Annotated in this window: 16 protein-coding genes; 7 read left to right on the top strand and 9 right to left on the bottom strand. The window is 59.0% G+C overall.

Going from position 1 to position 16,818, the window contains the following annotated elements; translation table 11 throughout:
* Positions 1-149 precede the first annotated feature (149 nt).
* Positions 150-3,239: a beta-galactosidase gene (locus tag ABJT94_RS07285; protein WP_348474567.1), complete on the bottom strand. Its 3,090-nt coding sequence runs from the start codon at positions 3,237-3,239 to the stop codon at positions 150-152.
* A gap of 656 nt (positions 3,240-3,895) precedes the next feature.
* Between ABJT94_RS07285 and ABJT94_RS07280 the strand changes: the two genes are divergently transcribed.
* Together ABJT94_RS07280 and ABJT94_RS07275 are read left to right on the top strand one after the other, a co-directional pair.
* Complete coding sequence (locus tag ABJT94_RS07280) at positions 3,896-4,972, top strand: fibronectin type III domain-containing protein (RefSeq protein ID WP_348474566.1); 1,077 nt, start codon at positions 3,896-3,898, stop codon at positions 4,970-4,972.
* A 159-nt stretch (positions 4,973-5,131) separates the two neighbouring features.
* The gene (locus ABJT94_RS07275) at positions 5,132-6,292 is read left to right on the top strand and encodes a hypothetical protein (protein ID WP_348474565.1); all 1,161 of its coding nucleotides are present in this window, start codon (positions 5,132-5,134) and stop codon (positions 6,290-6,292) included.
* Here the strand turns inward: ABJT94_RS07275 and ABJT94_RS07270 are convergent.
* Both ABJT94_RS07270 and ABJT94_RS07265 read right to left on the bottom strand, forming a co-directional pair.
* Entirely contained in the window at positions 6,243-6,473 is a 231-nt protein-coding gene (locus ABJT94_RS07270) for a hypothetical protein (RefSeq protein ID WP_348474564.1), read from the bottom strand. The two genes, ABJT94_RS07275 and ABJT94_RS07270, sit on opposite strands and share 50 nt — an antisense overlap.
* Before the next feature lies 1 nt (position 6,474).
* Positions 6,475-6,783: a 4a-hydroxytetrahydrobiopterin dehydratase gene (locus ABJT94_RS07265; RefSeq protein ID WP_348474563.1), complete on the bottom strand. Its 309-nt coding sequence runs from the start codon at positions 6,781-6,783 to the stop codon at positions 6,475-6,477.
* Between the two features lie 148 nt (positions 6,784-6,931).
* Between ABJT94_RS07265 and ABJT94_RS07260 the strand changes: the two genes are divergently transcribed.
* The 4 genes from ABJT94_RS07260 (at position 6,932) to rimI (ending at position 10,692) form a co-directional block, all read left to right on the top strand.
* Positions 6,932-7,843 (top strand): SDR family NAD(P)-dependent oxidoreductase, encoded by a 912-nt coding sequence (locus tag ABJT94_RS07260; RefSeq protein ID WP_348474562.1) that lies wholly within the window; start codon positions 6,932-6,934, stop codon positions 7,841-7,843.
* 79 nt (positions 7,844-7,922) lie between these two features.
* Positions 7,923-9,476: a 2-isopropylmalate synthase gene (locus tag ABJT94_RS07255; RefSeq protein WP_348474561.1), complete on the top strand. Its 1,554-nt coding sequence runs from the start codon at positions 7,923-7,925 to the stop codon at positions 9,474-9,476.
* Positions 9,473-10,234, top strand: a complete 762-nt coding sequence (locus ABJT94_RS07250) for a hypothetical protein (RefSeq protein WP_348474560.1) — start codon at positions 9,473-9,475, stop codon at positions 10,232-10,234. Before ABJT94_RS07255 ends, ABJT94_RS07250 begins: the two co-directional genes overlap by 4 nt.
* Positions 10,234-10,692, top strand: a complete 459-nt coding sequence (gene rimI, locus ABJT94_RS07245; protein WP_348474559.1) for a ribosomal protein S18-alanine N-acetyltransferase — start codon at positions 10,234-10,236, stop codon at positions 10,690-10,692. The genes ABJT94_RS07250 and rimI overlap by 1 nt, the downstream gene beginning before the upstream one ends.
* Here rimI and ABJT94_RS07240 read toward each other — a convergent pair.
* The 5 genes from ABJT94_RS07240 to ABJT94_RS07220 form a co-directional block, all read right to left on the bottom strand.
* The gene (locus ABJT94_RS07240) at positions 10,678-12,195 is read right to left on the bottom strand and encodes a bifunctional diguanylate cyclase/phosphodiesterase (protein ID WP_348474558.1); all 1,518 of its coding nucleotides are present in this window, start codon (positions 12,193-12,195) and stop codon (positions 10,678-10,680) included. The two genes, rimI and ABJT94_RS07240, sit on opposite strands and share 15 nt — an antisense overlap.
* Positions 12,196-12,329: 134 nt before the next feature.
* Positions 12,330-13,004 (bottom strand): DUF484 family protein, encoded by a 675-nt coding sequence (locus ABJT94_RS07235; RefSeq protein WP_348474557.1) that lies wholly within the window; start codon positions 13,002-13,004, stop codon positions 12,330-12,332.
* The gene (gene dapF, locus ABJT94_RS07230) at positions 13,001-13,828 is read right to left on the bottom strand and encodes a diaminopimelate epimerase (protein WP_348474556.1); all 828 of its coding nucleotides are present in this window, start codon (positions 13,826-13,828) and stop codon (positions 13,001-13,003) included. Before dapF ends, ABJT94_RS07235 begins: the two co-directional genes overlap by 4 nt.
* Before the next feature lie 6 nt (positions 13,829-13,834).
* The gene (gene lysA / locus ABJT94_RS07225) at positions 13,835-15,115 is read right to left on the bottom strand and encodes a diaminopimelate decarboxylase (protein WP_348474555.1); all 1,281 of its coding nucleotides are present in this window, start codon (positions 15,113-15,115) and stop codon (positions 13,835-13,837) included.
* Complete coding sequence (locus ABJT94_RS07220; RefSeq protein WP_348474554.1) at positions 15,112-15,261, bottom strand: lipoprotein; 150 nt, start codon at positions 15,259-15,261, stop codon at positions 15,112-15,114. Before ABJT94_RS07220 ends, lysA begins: the two co-directional genes overlap by 4 nt.
* A gap of 187 nt (positions 15,262-15,448) precedes the next feature.
* On the opposite strand from ABJT94_RS07220, the gene ABJT94_RS07215 reads away from it, so the two are divergent.
* Positions 15,449-16,045 carry an acyloxyacyl hydrolase gene (locus ABJT94_RS07215; protein WP_348474553.1) on the top strand — a complete coding sequence of 199 codons (597 nt, stop codon included), beginning with the start codon at positions 15,449-15,451 and terminating at the stop codon, positions 16,043-16,045.
* 19 nt (positions 16,046-16,064) lie between these two features.
* Here the strand turns inward: ABJT94_RS07215 and ABJT94_RS07210 are convergent, their stop codons facing one another.
* Positions 16,065-16,694, bottom strand: coding sequence for a hypothetical protein (locus ABJT94_RS07210; protein ID WP_348474552.1), 630 nt, complete (start codon positions 16,692-16,694; stop codon positions 16,065-16,067).
* Between the last annotated feature and the right edge of the window lie 124 nt (positions 16,695-16,818).

The following is a 16,818-nucleotide window of genomic DNA, read 5'->3' as shown; positions in this document are numbered from 1 at the left end:
CCTAGACTGCATGATATGAATCCCCTCCATGGGATTCACCCTCCGGGCTCGCTGCGCTCGTGCTAAAACGCTCCAGGCGTTTTAGTCCGTGCTGCAGACTACCCCGGATAGGTACCCCCGGCACCTGACACTCCGCTGCGGTTGCAAACTTAACCCGCCTTAAGCGTAACCTCATATCGATACTGTCGCTTGGTCTGGCGATGCTGCGTTATCTGGTATTCAGGGTGTACGCTCGGGCTCCAGGAATCATCCCCACCTACACCCATGTGCTCCGCATCGATGTGCACATAGACTCCGTCTTCCTCTGAGAGTTCGTACTGGTGCCTGGCGGCTGCCAGCGCGGCCTGGGAATACCGGCTCAGGCTGAAGTGGAAGTCACCGTTGACGCTCAGGCTGCCCAGTTGCAGTGACCGGGTATCGCAGCGCAGGCCATTGTCGCTTGGGAAAATATAAGGCGTATGGGCGGCGCTCAGCGGCAGCGAATAGCGACCCATGTCGGCCGCCAGTTTCCGGTCCGGGTAGTTCTCATGCGGGCCGCGTCCCCACCAGTTGAAGGTCTCGGGTGTTTCGGTTAACGCCCATTCAAGGCCGACCCGGGCCAGGGGTGGCACGCCGGCCGCTGCTTCGACCGCTACCTGCAGGGTCAGTGAACCGTCCTGATAACAACCGTAACGCCAGTGGCTGCGCAGTCGGGTTTCGTCGTCTGCCCGGTGCCGATGAGCAACGCAAATTTCCACACAATCGGCCCGTGGGGTAACCGCCAGCAGTGTGCTGGTCGTCGCCAGGCGATCCAGTCCGGCCGCAGCCCAGCGCGCTGCCCAGGCATTGGGGTCGACCCGGTCGGCCTCGCTGATGCCGATGTCGTTGTCGAGCGGGGCACGCCAGAAGCAGTCTCGCGGTGCGGCCATTAACAGTGGCTGGCCCTGGTGCTGCCAGTCGAGCAACTGGCCGGTGGTGCGATCGAACTGCCACTGGCCACCGTCATGCTCAACGATGATCAGGTCGTCTGTTTCTGTGTAAGCCGGCGCCGGGGCTGCCGTTGTTACTGCATCAGCCAGCTGTGCGCTGACTGGCAGGCTGAGTTGCTGGCGTGCCGTTTCATGCCCGGGTTCAGACCAGGGGGTTGCCTCGGGCTGGGTAATCCAGATATCGAGGTGGTAGTCGCTGCCTTGTTGTGCGGCTGGAAGCACGGCATCGATGGTGTATTGGGCCTGGCTCTGGGGCGCAACGCTCAATGGCATTTGCCCCTGGCCGGTGATGTGGCCGTCTTCCAGTACCGCCCAGTTAAGCTGCTCGTTGTCGGTGTGGCGGAACAGGTATTCGCTGTCTACCTGAACCGTTAGCGGGTCGGTGCTGATCAGTTTGATCTGAAGAAACTGCTGGGCCCGTTTTGCCTCGTACAGCGTTGGGTGCACGCTGCGGTCGGGGAAGACCAGGCCGTTGATGCAGAATTGACGGTCGTTGGGCTGGTCCCCAAAGTCGCCGCCGTAGGCCCAAAAGCGGTGACCGTCCGGGCTGGTGTGGCTCAGGCCCTGGTCGACCCAGTCCCAGATAAAGCCGCCCTGTAGGCGCGGGTACTGGCGAAAGGCGCGCCAGTATTCATCAAAACTGCCCAGGCTATTGCCCATGGCATGGGCGTATTCGCACAGTATCAGCGGTCGGTCTTCACCGGGCAGGCCGATCCATTTCTGAATCGCCCACTTGGGTACCGACTCCGGCAGTGGCATGTCGGTGTTAACTCGCGCATACATCGGGCAAATGATGTCGGTGGCGGCTGAATCGGCACCGCCCCCCTCATACTGAACCGGGCGGCTGGGGTCGGTCTGTTTCACCCATTGGTAAGCGGCGTGATGGTTGGCGCCTAAGCCGGATTCGTTGCCGAGCGACCAGATAATCACCGAGGCATGGTTGCGGTCGCGCTGCACCAGGCGGGTCACCCGTTCCATATAGGCCGACAGCCAGCGACTGTCGTCCGACAGCTGGCTCGAGGGGTTCATGCCGTGCGTTTCTATATTAGCCTCGTCGACCACATAGAGCCCGTATTGGTCGCACAGCTCATAGAATTCCGGGTGGTTGGGGTAATGGGCCGTGCGCACGGCGTTGAAGTTAAACTGCTTCATCAGCCGGATGTCGGCTTCCATATCCGCCCGGTTGACGGCATGTCCCCGCTCGGGGTGATGCTCATGCCGGTTCGCCCCGCGAATCAGCACCGGCTGGCCGTTGACTTTCAACAGGCCGTTGCTGATTTCCACACTGCGAAAACCAACCCAGTACGCCTCATGATCCAGTTCCTGGCCCTCGGCGTCGCTCAGGCTGACCACCAGTCGGTACAGGTAAGGCTTTTCTGCCGACCACAGGTGAGGCGCGGTCACGGCCAGTTTGGCATAGGCACGACAACGGAATCCGCCGCGTTCGTCGACCTCCCGCTGGCCCGGAGCGATGTCACTGACCTCGGCGACCAATTGGTCACCGTCGTAGAGGCAGGCACGGATGTGGGTTTCCGGGTCAGACACTTCAGCGCATAAGTTCAGCGTGGCGTCGCGGTAGCAGGCATCCAGTTCGGTGTCGAAATGAACATCGGTGATCTGGCGCCGGGGCTTGGTGACCAGGGTGACGTCGCGGAATATGCCACTCAGCCACCACATGTCCTGGTCTTCGAGGTAACTGCCATCCGACCAGCGCAGCACCATCACTGCCAGGCGGTTGTCGCCAGCATGAACGAAGTCGGAGAGGTCAAATTCAGCCGGTAACCGGCTGTCCTGGCTGTAACCCACCCAGCGGCCGTTGCACCAGAGGTGAAAGGCGGAATTGACGCCGTCGAACACGACCCGGGTTTGCCCGTCGATGGCTTCGGCCGGAAGCGCGAACGTGCGGGCGTAGCCCCCGGTCGGGTTGTCCGACGGCACAAAGGGCGGATTGACCGCAAACGGATACTGAACATTGGTGTAGATAGGCCGGTCATACCCCTGGCATTGCCAGTTCCCCGGAACACGCACGCTGTGGCCGGTGGGCACGGTGGTCGGTGATTCGAAGAAGTCGGCCTCAGCCAGCTCAGGCCGGTCGTACAATACGAAATCCCAGTCACCATTGAGCGACTGCCGGGCCGATGTCAGGCCGTTACGGGCGTCGTCGTGACTCGCATAGGCCCGCAGCGGGCTGTGCCCGGGTAGCCGGTTCTGGCCGGTGACCAGTGGGTTTTCCCAGTCGCGGCGTGACAACAGGTCGGTGAAAGTGCTCATTGAGCCTACTCCTTCAGGGGGTTATGACGGTACGCGGCGTCTTCATTGTGGTTGTCCGCCTGGGTACCCGGAGGCTTTGATAACGTTTTCAAGGATTGTCAGTGATCGCCCGGGCAAGGTCAATCGTCCTTAATCGGCCTGACGCTGTGTAAAGATGCTGTGAATTGGTGATCACCATCACAGTCTGCCTAGGCACTCTGCAAGAGCTGAACGCAGTACGATGGCTTGGCCGGGTTAAAAACCGTCAAAACTTTGAAGGGACTGATCTATTCGTGTGACAGGGTCGAGATGAATTCTGTGACAGAGATTTCTATGAGAGAACATATTCAAAAATGCTGCTTCGAATTGACGGTTTTTTAATCGTAAACCGTCAAATCATACTGTAACTGTAATAAAAAATTCGGTCGGAACTCGCTCACATTTATTCGTGTCCTGCCTCGTTACCATGCGCTCACTTTCATCCATGACCGCAAAAGGTAACTGAAAAGCTTATGACGAAGTTCACTCTTTCATGTTCGGTCGTCGCCTCGATGGCGCTGGCAGGATGCCAACTAGAAGAAGGAACTTCTAAATTTATCGGCGATGACTCAGACACAAATTCCCGTTCCTTTGACTTGATGTATTCAGTCCGTGCAGACCGCGCATCCGGTGCCAGTTTGCAAAATGCAGAACTGAATGAAGCGGGCAGCTATTACGTCTATTTGACGTCGAACGACGCGGCGCTTGGCGTCGTCCAGTTTTATGTTAACGATGTGTTGATGAACGCCGATTCAAGTTATCCGTATGATTTGAATGGTGGCAATAATATTGCGGCCAATATTCAGAATATGGAATGGTTTGAACCCGGTGAAAACATCGTTCTGGCTCGCGTCGACGGAGAAATAGTGGCGACTTCTCGCTTTGTGGTAGACAGCAATGAGCCGACGCCTGAACCGGAACCGACCCCGGAACCAGAGCCGACCCCGGAACCGACCCCGGAACCGGAACCGACCCCGGAACCAGAACCGACCCCGGAACCAGAACCGACGCCGGAACCAGAGCCGACCCCGGAACCGGAGCCGACGCCGGAACCAGAACCGACCCCGGAACCAGAACCGACGCCGGAACCAGAGCCGACTCCGGAACCGGAGCCAATCAGCTACTCGCTGGACTATTCGCTGGAAGCTTCGCGTAGCAACGGTCAGGAAGTAGAAGGGTTGACGTTGATGGAAGGCGAAGCCTACTTCCTGACACTGACAACCAATGATATTGACGCGGGCCGCGTAGAGTTCTATGTCAACGGCGGCTGGTTTGGCGAAGACGATGTGTATCCGTACGATTTTGCCGGTGGCAATTACGACTCAGCCAATGCCTTGCCATTGAACGAGTTGCAGGAGGGAACCAACACCCTGACGGTTCGCGTCAATGGTACGGTGGTTGCCCATTCAACGGTAACCCTGGTAATGAGCGAACCAACGCCCGAGCCAGAACCAGAGCCAGATACTTTGTCGGTAACCTTGTACTGGAGTGTGCCGATGGAGCGCGCCAATGGTGACCCACTGAGTCTGGATGAAATCGGTGGCTATGAAATTCGTTACCGCGAAACCGGTACTGAAGACTACGTCACACTGGTCATCGACGACGCGGGGACCGACCAGTATCTGATTGAAGATTTACCCGGCGCTGACTATGAGTTTCAGGTGGCCACGTTCGACAGCAACGGCATCTACAGCGATTTCGTGACAGCCCAGTGAGTGAGTAAGGATGTACACTCGATTGACCCCGGCCCGTGCCGGGGTTTTTTTTGCGCGATCGGAATAGGTATGCACGAACGCTACCGGGTTGCTGGTAGGCGCTGGCAACCACAGCCGTCTTGAGTAGACTGATCAGTCTGTCTGGTTTGAGAGCGTGTTATGCGAGAAGGTTCTTGTTGGGTATTAAGGCGGTGGCTGTTTGGCATCATGATGGTGCTTGCTGCCAGCATGCTGCACGCTGAATCGGATACCGCTCAGCCGCCCGCGCCCTGGTTGCAGGTGATTCGCGATACACCTTACGTATTCAGCGATGGCTTTTACCAGAACATATCCATCATCCGACGTTGGGTGTTGCTCGAGCAAAGTTACTGCGAGCAACCGGACCGGCATATCCTGTTCGATCAGCGCGGCCGCTTCCTGACCTGGTTTGAGAACGAAGATACGGTTGCTGAAAATCAGCAACGACTCAATCGTATTCGGGAAATTCTTTACCGGGATGACCGGGTACACCGGTGGATCGGAGGGTCGGCTACGGAAACGGGCTATCCCTTTGCACTGCGCTGTGACCAGCCTCACGTTGATTTGAGCGCCGCCATTGATCGCCTGTTGGGAACCGACCCGGCGGACCGGGTGTGGGGCACCTGGGATGGCATGGTGGCCGGCTCCGAGGACGAGCCGATCCCGCTGATTGAGCTGGTCCGGCAAGTGTTCAACGACAAGGCTGAGCGCCAGGGGTATCAGCCAGGTGAGGCGGTTGTGCAGGCGTTTACTGGTCAGATTCTGATAGAAAGCGGCGCCCGCAAAGAGAGCTTTTCCGCAGCCCGGGCTGTCGGCTTGTTGCAATTGCGGCCGGAAGTGCTGGCCGATTGCGAAATTGATGAACGTTTTCACCTGCACCGCATGGCACAGGTCGATTGTGCCGTCAGGCTCTATCAGCAAAACGACCGGAACCTCAGGCCCGTTTTTGATGAGCGCTTTGGGCATTTGCCGGAAGCCCAGCGTGAACAGCTTTATTCATTGCTGCTGGTACAGGCCTACCACGGCGGGATCGGGCGGCTAATGCAATTGCTGGGTGACGAAGAACCGGGGGCCGCCGCCCAGCAGTTTGCCGCTGATGCAGGACGGTACAGCGCTGAGGACATTGCTCTGGGGCTGGTGTTTCACAACCTGGGGCGCATCAGTCTGGGGCTCGATTCCTTGTTTTATCTGGTCGATGTGCGCATTGCTACCGAAGCTGTTTGCGACACCCGGCCCCAAGCGTGTGAGCCGGTTACTGACGCCACTCAATCGACCAGTTCTGATCCCGGGCAAAGTGATTGACGGCCTGAATCGACGGAAACCACTCGCTCAACAGGACGTCGGAGGCCCGGTCCGGTTCGGCGTAGACCACCAGGAACAGGGCGCCGGGTTCATCGGGGTCTTCACTGAGCAGGCAGTAACCGCGGTAATAATTGCCTTCGACAATCTCGCCGAGGCAATTAAGGTGCAAGGTCAGCCCCATCTCAGCGTTGCCCGGTGGCCAGTTTTTCCATACGCCGGGCCAGGTCAAAATCCTTTTCCGAGATGCCGCCGGCATCGTGGGTGGTCAGCTGTACTTTGACCGTTTTATACACGTTGAACCATTCCGGGTGATGGTTGCTCTTCTCGGCCACGATGGCCGCTTGCGTCATAAAACCGAAGGCGGTGACAAAATTCGAGAAGGTGAACGTTTTGGTCAGCTTGTCGTCTTCGAGTTCCCAGGGGAACGCCAGATCGGTATTCAGCGCGGCCAGTTCAGACTTGCATTCAACCGGTGTGTAGGCCTCTGTCATGGTGGAGCCTCCTGATGTTCAAGTGTGCGCTCACCATAACAAGGTCACCTTCCGGTGTGAATTGCTGCTAGTCTGGAAAGTGACCCACGGTGGGCCCGGGTCCGTAAAGTAGGGCAACCACTTTAACCCGACGAGCGAGAAAGACAGCATGTTCGACACCCTGAAGGATTACAGCATTGTCTATTCATTTGACCGGACCGGTTATCAGCGGCATGCCCGGCACTTCAGTGAAATAGACAACGCGCGGGTGGCGGGTAAGCGAGTGCTGGTCACCGGTGGCACCAGTGGTATTGGGGCGGCACTGGCGCAGCGGCTGGCGGCTGCAGGTGCGACGGTGCTGGTGACCGGCCGGGGAAAAGGTAAATTCAACGAGTCGGGTCTGGCCGAGCTCGGTGTAGAGTTTATCGAGCTCGACATGACCCGGTTTGATCAGGTGTTGTCACAACCGCTGCCCGAACTCGATGCCCTGGTGTGCAACGCCGGAGGCATGCCCGACAAGCTGATGCTGGTTGAAGACCGATACGATGTGATCTTTGCCTCCCAGGTTGTCGGCCACTACCTGTTGATTCGCCGCTGCATCGAGCAATCGCTTTTGCCCGAAGGGGCGCCAGTTCATCTGACCGCCAGCGGCGGGATGTACTTGCAGAAACTGGAACTGGGCGACTTGTGCTGGCAGCAGCGACCTTACGACAAGGTTAAGTCCTATGCTAACGCCAAACGCGCCCAGGTTATTCTGAACCAGGAACTGGCCCGGCAATTTCCAAACTACACCTTTTCCGCCTCGCATCCGGGCTGGGTAGGCACCGAGGCCCTGCGTGAAGCCTTACCCGGGTTTTCCAATAAAATGGGCGACCGGTTGCGTACCAGCGAGGAAGGGGCGGATACCATCTACTGGTGTCTGGCCGAGGGCAAAGCACTGCGCGCCGGCGAATTCTGGTTTGACCGGAAAGCACGCAAGGTCTATCCATTCTTCTGGACCCGTGAATCGTTTGAGACCCGGCAATCACTGCTCGATTTGTGTGAAGATGCCTGGCAACGGAACGCCACGACAACGAGTTAAAAAGCGCGCCAGTCGATGAGGCCCGGGGCGATTCTGGTGTACACTAGCGGTCTGTAAACCGGCCGACCGGAGTGTTGCCATGACTGCCCCGACTTCCAATCTCATTATCTTCGATACCACCCTGCGCGATGGCGAGCAAAGCCCTGGCGCATCCATGACGCGGGACGAAAAGGTCCGCATTGCCCGGGCGCTGGAGAAGATGCGGGTTGACGTCATCGAAGCTGGCTTCGCCGCCGCCTCCAAAGGCGATTTCGACGCCATTAACGCCATTGCCCGCTCGGTAAGGGAAAGCACAGTGTGTTCTCTGGCCAGGGCGCTTGACGCTGATATTGAAGCGGCAGCCGGCTCGCTTGAAGGCGCAGAGCGGGCACGCATTCATACCTTCATCGCCACCTCGCCCATCCACATGAAATACAAGCTGAAGATGCAGCCGGATGCGGTGGTCGAGCAAGCCGTGCGGGCGGTGACCAAAGCCCGCCAGTACACGGACGATGTCGAGTTTTCCTGTGAAGACGCCGGGCGCAGTGAGCTGGATTTTCTGTGCCGCATCATCGAGCGGGCCATTGCCGCCGGGGCAACCACCATCAACATCCCAGACACCGTCGGCTACGCAGTGCCCGAGGCGTTTGGCCAACTGATTCACGACATCCTGCAGCGCGTACCCAATGCCGACCAGGCGGTGTTCTCGGTGCATTGTCACAATGATCTGGGACTGGCCGTGGCCAATTCCCTGGCAGCCGTGTTGCAGGGCGCCCGCCAGGTTGAGTGCACCATCAATGGCCTGGGCGAGCGTGCGGGCAACGCCGCGCTGGAAGAAATCGTGATGGCGGTGCGCACCCGTCAGGATCTGTTCCCGGTCGATACCGGTATTGACGCCCGGCATATTGTTCCGGCCTCCCGGCTGGTGTCTTCGGTGACCGGGTTCCCGGTGCAGCCGAACAAAGCCATTGTCGGGGCCAATGCCTTTGCCCACGAATCCGGCATTCACCAGGACGGTGTGCTCAAGCACCGTGAAACCTACGAAATCATGTCGGCCGAAGCGGTCGGCTGGAACGCCAACCGCATGGTGCTGGGCAAGCACTCGGGTCGCAATGCCTTCAAAACCCGCCTGGTCGACCTCGGTTACCAGTTTGAATCGGATGCCGATCTGGTCGACGCCTTTACCCGCTTCAAGACGCTAGCCGATAAAAAACACGACATTTTCGACGAAGATTTGCACGCTCTCATGTCTCAGGTCGAGCAGGACACCGCCGTACCCGACCGGATTCAACTGAAACATCTGGTCAGCCAAAGCGTGATGGGCGAATCGCCACTGGCAACCGTGGTGCTGGACATTGAAGGCGAGTCGCACGAGGCCACCGCCGCCGGAGACGGCCCGGTCGATGCCAGCTTCAAGGCGATCGACAGTCTGGTGCATTCCGGCACTCAGTTGCAGCTGTATTCGGTGAATGCCATTACCGCAGGTACTGAGGCGCAAGGTGAAGTGTCGGTGCGTCTGGAAAAGGCAGGGCGCATCGTAAACGGGGCAGGCAGCGATACCGATATTGTAGTGGCCTCGGCCAAGGCTTACATCAAGGCGTTGAACCTTATCCTCAACGCCCCCGCCAAACCTCACCCGCAAACCACCGTATGACCGATTTTACGCCCCTGCCAGAAGCCAGTCGCCAGCAGTACCTGTCGGCGATGGGTATCGACAGCTGGTACCCCAGAGTGCGGCTACCGGCCGCGCCGGAGCCGCTGGTATTTGATCTGGATGACACCGATTACGCAGCACCGCCCGTTGAAACCGGTTCGGTGGCGGTTCAGCCAGTGCCGGAAACCATGCCCGCCACTGCGCAACAACCGGCTGAGGCACCCCCAACTGGGCCAGCCAGTGCTGCCGACCCCGGGGCAGAGCCTGCTGGCCCCCAGGTGGTGCGCAGCAAGGCGGCCCCGGTACCCCGGTTTGCTTTGTCGCTGAGTGTGGTGGGCGATTACCTGATTGCCGATACCCTGGCTCGGGGCCTCAGCCAGCCGACCGACAGCGGCCAGCAGTTGCTGCTGAATATCCTGGCTACACTCGGGGTGGGCGCGGCCGACGTGCGCACTCATCATGTGGTGCAATGGCCCCTGTTTACCAACCGCAAGGTGGATCAGGGGCTGGACCAGGCTCGGGTGTACGTGGATGAAAAACTCGACCAGTTCATTCGCCAGTATCAACCCTCGATGATGCTCTCGTTTGGCGCGGTGATGCCCAAGCTACAGGGCTGGCAGCAGCCTCAGGGTGAATATGGGGATTTGCCCTGGGTGGGGTTACCGTCCCTGTACCAGATGCTGAACGAACCGATGAAAAAGGCGATCTGCTGGCATCGAATCAAGCCGCTGGTCCGGTCCATCGACCGGCCTGCCTGATGCAACTGGTTCAGGCAGGCCCAGCGTCGATCGAGCGGGTGTTGCAGATTAATCTCTGGGCCGGTCGCCATCCATGGCCTGAATCGGCACTCCGGCGCGCCCTTCAAGCCTCAGAGGTGTTGCTCGCCAACGTCGACGGCGCCAAGGTAGGTTTTCTCGTCAGTCAGCCCGTTCTGGACGAAACCACCCTGATGCACCTGGCGGTCGCCCGTGAATATCAGCGCCAGGGGTGGGGGCGGCAGATGATGCAAGGCTGGCTGGCGCAGCAGCGATCATCCGGTCAGCAACGCCTGTTGCTGGAAGTGCGACGGTCTAATCAGGCTGCTATTTCCCTATACCGGTCACTGGGTTTCGACACCCTTGGTCAGCGCCGCGGTTATTATGTGACGACTGATGGCGTTGAGGATGCACTGGTTATGGCGCTCGATCTGAGCCCCGACGAGTCAGCCTACCGGTGAATCCACTGACTCTGTGAGCAAAACGTTCAGTTCCTGAATGGGCATGGGCCTGGCGTAATAATAGCCCTGCATAATGGTGCAGCCATGGGTTTGTAGAAAATCCGATTGTTCCAGGGTTTCCACTCCCTCGGCCACCACGTTCAGCGACAGTGTTTTTGCCATGGCCAGAATCGCCTGGGTGATGACGGCGTCGTTCTGGTCGCCGGGCAAGTCCATAATGAAGCTCCGATCGATTTTCAGTTCTTTCAGCGGCAACTGCTTCAACCGGGACAACGAGGAATAGCCGGTACCGAAGTCGTCAATGGAGAAATCGATGCCCCGTTCTCGCCAGCTACGCATGGCTTTCAGGGTGCGATCCAGGTTTTCCATGGTGGCGGTCTCTGTGATTTCGAACATCACTGCGGGCAGATCTGCTGTGCGCTGATCAATCAGGTGATGCAACAGCGTCATGGTGTTGTCGTTTAGCAACGTCAGGTGCGACAGGTTAATCGACAGCGAGGGCAGTGATGTTCGGCCCAGCCCAGCCCGGTTCAGTTCCGTCAGTGCCTTTTCAACCACACATTCGGTCACCCGGTGGATCAGACCTTCACGCTCCGCCAGCGGAATGAACTGGTCGGGCGGTACCCAGCCCCGTTCGGCGTGGTGCCAGCGCACCAGCACTTCCGCACCCACCCATTGCGATGTCGACACCGACCATTGCGGCTGATAAACGAGGGTAAAGGCTTGTTGCTCGATGGCAACGCGCAAGTCTTTTGCCAGCGACAGGCGTTCCAGCAGGGTACGTTTCAGCTCTTCATGGTAAAACGAATGGCGGTCCCGGCCCTGGTGTTTCGCCCGAGACAGCGCCATATCGGCCTGGCGCAGCATGTCCTGGCCGGTGCGGGCATCCTTGGGGAATTCACAGGAACCGGCGCTGAGTGTGTTGCTGAGCATCAAATCGTGGTTGCCGCGTCGCATAACGGCGTGTTGCAGCCAGTCGAGCCGTTCACGCGTTTCCTGGATATTAAGGTCGGCGGGCGACAAGAGCCCGAATTCGTCGCCGCCGATGTGGGCGATGTACCAGTCGTTACCCAGCAGGTGTCTGAGTTGGTGGCCAACCAGCCTGAGCAGTTCGTCGCCCCGGGCGTGGCCCTGTTCGTCGTTGAGATCGGTAAACTGATCGATGTCCATCAGGGTGAGGGTAAAGCGCTGATCACGGTCCTTGCCGATATGGCAGCGTTGCGCAAGCTCCCGGGTGAACGCCAGCCGGTTGGGTAGACCGGTCAGACTGTCTTCAAGGGCGACAATCTCAATTTTATGCAGGGTGCGGTGCATCAGAATGTACAGCAGCATGCTCGTGGCCAATACGAATAAAGTGCCTTTTATGGTCTGCACCCGGTTTAGCAATTGGGAGTCATTAAACAGCGCTTCGGCAGCCCGGTCGGAAAAGGCAATCCACAGTAAGGCAATGACCAGATAGGTCAGGGCGATTCGTCCAGCGGGTCGGGTAAAGCGATGTCGCATGAAACCAGAGATCCTTGCGCAAGGGTGCGGTGGTAGACAGGCAACAGACTGCCACGTCAGAGCCGCTGAAACATCAGTGCCTTGAGTGTAGCTGATGGTTTGGGAGGCGTCTTTTTACGCCAGACTCCGAAAGGTTACTCGGTCCGCTCCATCTGCAGGCTGGTGACCTGGGCCAGATGGGTCAGGAACAGGGTTTCGGTGCCGCTGCGGAAATGCTCCGGGCTAGTGTGGCCGAGCGCCAGCACACCGATGACCGCCTGATCTCGGGTGAGCGGGGCCAGCGCGATGGAGCCGACTTCAGTGTTGGCGAACAGCAACTGGGTCAGTGCTGGTTCCAGTGCGCCACAGACCGCTTTGCCCTGGTCGACGACGGCCGGAAACGCGTCGGCGATCTGATCGCGGGAGGTTTGCAGCCATCCATCACCGTCGCCGGGCGCGCGATCAAACAGGATGACGGTGGTTTCATGAACGTCGAAGTCGCGTTGCAAGCCCCGTTGCAACCGTTCCAGCAAGCCATTCAGACGGGTTTCAGGGAGCAGCTCGAGAATCAGCCGTTGCAGCTTCAGAAACAGGCGGTCGTTGCGCTGCGCCACCTGGATAAACTGGTTCAGGCGGTCGATCAGTTGCCGGTTTTCCTGGCGCAATATCTGGTTCTGACGCTCGATCAGCGAAATGGCGTCGCCGCTTTCATGGCGCAGATGCAGCTTTTTCAGAAGATTGGGATGATCTTCAAAAAAGCGGGGGTGGCGACGCAGGTAGGTTACGATCGCCTCCAGGTCCAGCGTTTCGGTATTCACCGATTCAGTCACCCAATCACTCCTTCGTATACGGTCTCTACTGGCCCGGTCATCAGTACGTTGCCTTCACCGGACCATTCAACCAGCAGCGTACCACCGGGCAAGGTGATGCGTACATGGTCCTGGAACCATTGGTTGATTACGCCGGCTACCATGGCGGCGCAGGCACCGGTGCCGCAGGCCAGAGTTTCGCCCACACCCCGTTCAAAGACGCGGAGGCGGGCGTTATGGGTGTCGATCACCTGCAGAAAGCCAACGTTGACGCGCTGTGGAAACCGGGCGTGGCCTTCCAGCTCCGGGCCCAGGGTGTCGACCGGCGCGATGTCGACGTTGTCGACCCGAATGACGCAGTGCGGGTTGCCCATGTTGACAGCAGCCAGGCTGATTTCGCGGCCATCGTTCAGGGTGACCGGGTACAGGTTGGCCCGATTGTCGGCCTCAAAGGGAATGCGGTCGGGCGACAGGCGTGGCCGGCCCATGTCGACGGTCACCTGGCCATCGGCGTGCAGGATCAGTTCGAGGTCGCCGCCGGCGGTTTCCACGCGAATGCGCTCGGCGTGTATCAGTTGGTGGTCCACGACAAATCGGGCGAAGCAGCGGGCGCCATTGCCGCAGTTTTCAACCTCGGTACCGTCGGCGTTGAAGATCCGGTAGCGGAAGTCGCGGTCCGGCCGGGTCGGGGGTTCGACCAGCAACAGTTGATCGAAACCGATGCCCGTATGGCGGTCGGCCCAGCGCTCGATATCGGCCGCGTTGAACTCAACCGGCTGGGTGACGCCGTCAATGACCATGAAGTCATTGCCGAGACCGTGCATTTTGGTGAATTTCAGCCGCATAGACCCTCAGCTTAACCGTGATTCGAGTTGCAGTTGATCTTGCAGTGTCTCGCGCTTGCGCACCAGTTGGGATTCACTGCCCTGCACCATGATTTCAGCTGCCCGGTTTCGGGTGTTGTAGTTCGAGGCCATGACCATGCCGTAGGCACCGGCCGACATGACCGCCAGCACATCGCCGGGCGCCAGCGTCATGCGGCGGTCCTTGGCGAGAAAATCTCCGGTTTCACAGATGGGGCCAACCAGGTCCCAGCGGGCATCGGTGCCCTGGCGGGCTTCAACCACCGGCTTGACGTCCATCCAGGCCTGGTAGAGTGCCGGGCGAATCTGGTCGTTCATGCCAGCATCAAGAATGGCAAAGGCATGATCACCGTTGTATTTCAGGTATTCCACCCGGGTCAGCATGACACCGGCATTGGCCACGATGCTGCGACCGGGCTCGAGAATCAGCGACAGCGACCGTTCGCCCAGAGCCGTCACGATGGAGTGGACATGGGCGGCGACGTCGGGTTCCACATCGTCATTCTGGTACTTTACGCCCAGGCCGCCGCCAAGGTCGAGGTGCCGGATCTGGATACCGAGTTCGGCCAGGTCGTCAATCAGCGCAAGCAATCGGCCCAGAGCGTCGGCAAAAGGCGCTGTGTTAAGAATCTGCGAGCCAATGTGACAGTCTACGCCGACGACCTCTATGTTGGGTAACTGCTGGGCGTGCTGGTACACGGGTATCGCTTGGTCGATGGCAACGCCAAATTTGTTCTGTTTCAGACCGGTGGAAATATAGGGGTGAGTCTGGGCGTCGACATCCGGATTGACCCGCAACGAAATGCGGGCGGTGGTACCCATCTCACCGGCGACCCGGTTCAGCCGTTCCAGCTCGCCTTCGGACTCAACGTTAAAGCAATGGATGCCCACTTCAAGCGCGCGGCGCATTTCATGGCTCTGCTTGGCCACACCAGAGAAGACCACCCTGGCGGGGTCGCCGCCCGCGGCCAGCACTCGTTCCAGCTCGCCAATGCTGACAATGTCGAAGCCGGCACCACACCGGGCCAGTGCATCGAGCACGGCCAGATTAGAGTTGGCTTTAACGGCGTAGCAAATCAGCCCCGGGTGCTCGCCCAGGCCGGCCAGGTACTGTTTGAACTGGGACTCGATGGCCGTGCGAGAATACACATACAGCGGCGTGCCGTACTGCTCGGCAAGATGCATCAGCGGCACCGCTTCAACGGTCAGTTGACCCTGTTGATAGGAGAAGGCAGAGACGGGTTTGGTCGGTGATGCGGTTTGAGTCATGGTCGCTGGTCAGTGTCCAAAGTCAGTGTGAGGGTGGTCCGGGCGTCGTCAGCGGGGAGGTACAGGTCACCCTTTTGCCCGCAGCCAGCCAGCAACGCGGTGGCGCTGAAGATCACGGCGAGCAATGTCAGGGACCTGTGCTTCATGCGTAAGACTGGCTTGGTGGCTGTAAAACAGGAGTATACGCGAGCTCCCGGGCCTCGCCCACCCTGACGATGCAGATAGGAATCCTGTCAGAACGGGTAGGGAGGTGTTCGGGTTTAAGGCCAACGCCTTCAGCGCCCGGGCCGGGTATACTGTGTGGTATCAAAGAGTTAAGGAGCAGAACGAACCATGCTAATGGCAAGGCAAACGGGCTTTTCCCCAGCGATCGGGCTGGGCGCGGCACTGGCACTGTGCTCAGGCGGTGTACTGGCTGAAGAAATCAAACTGTACAACCTGGCGGTGGGTGCCTCGGTCGGTTCGGCCCTGGTGGTGAACCTGGTCAACGCCCGCCAGGCGGGGCTGGATTTCGGCTGGGACGACGGCAAGGAACGCGCCCGGCTGTTGTTGAACTGGTCACTGCCCGTTGAGCGCACCTATGGGCCACTGCAAGTCACGACTGGGCTGGAACTGGCCCTGGGGTCGAGTACCTATAAAGATGAAGAGCAACCCATGGCGAACCTGACGCCGCTGTTTGACTGGTCACTGCCGGCCGGCCCGGGCCATGCGGTGCTGGAAACGGGTCTGGGTGCGGCTTATCTCAGTTCAACCTCGCTGGGGCCAGACCAGTACAGCACCTACTGGCACTTCAGTCAGATCTTAGGGGTGGGGTATGTCTATCAGAACTGGCAATTGGGTTGGCGTTATCAGCACATTTCCAACGGCAGTATCGAGAAGCCCAACAATGGCCAGAATTTTCATGGCCTGGTGTTGAAATACCATTACTAGGGCATTTTGCAGTAACGCCCTAGTTTGAAGCGCTGGTGTCTTCCCAGGGGCGGCCGTTCAGGCGTTCGTAGATGATTTCCATGCGTTCGCGATCAGCCGCGAAGTCTTCCCGGGCTTCGGTTTTGCGCGCTTCAACGTGATCGATTTCAGCCTGATACTCTGCGATTTCCGCTTCTATGTCGGCCATTTGCGTCAGCAATTCGGCATCCACCGCCTGCCCGGCCCGTTCCTGATTGGCCGCCTGCGATTGCAGCGCATTAAACTCAGTGCGCAGAATGTCGATACGGTTATCTTTCAGCCGGATCTCCATATCCAGACGGCTCAGCCAGGTACGCATGGCCCGGTCAACATCGCCCGGGCTGCGGTACAGTTTGACCAGCTCGGCGTCACGCACCCGCTCTTCCTGAACCCGTTGCTCTTCTGCCCGGCGATTGCGGATCTCTTCGTCACTGAGCTGAGGCGCAACTTCGCGTAACACAACGCCTTTGTCATCAATGATCTCATAGCCGTTTTTGACAAATTCCGGCGGGATGCTGCTGTTGATGACTGTCTGGCCGTCGGCATCCTTGTAGCGGAAGAACTGGCGCGCCTCGGCCGCCAGAGGTATCAGGCTCAGCGTCAGCAACAGGGCGATCAGTCGATTGGACATAGGATACTGACTCGTGTGTATTCAGATCATGGGTGGCCACCGGGCCGCAAGGGCTGGGCTGTCGGTGTGGCAAACACCGCCTGTACGCCTGTTAACCGGTGAGCCTGATTATTCCATTGTGCCT

Origin of the sequence: Saccharospirillum sp., assembly GCF_039982735.1 — a bacterium.
Classification (GTDB): Bacteria; Pseudomonadota; Gammaproteobacteria; order Pseudomonadales; family Natronospirillaceae; genus Saccharospirillum.
This window is presented reverse-complemented; position numbering and strand designations above follow the sequence as displayed.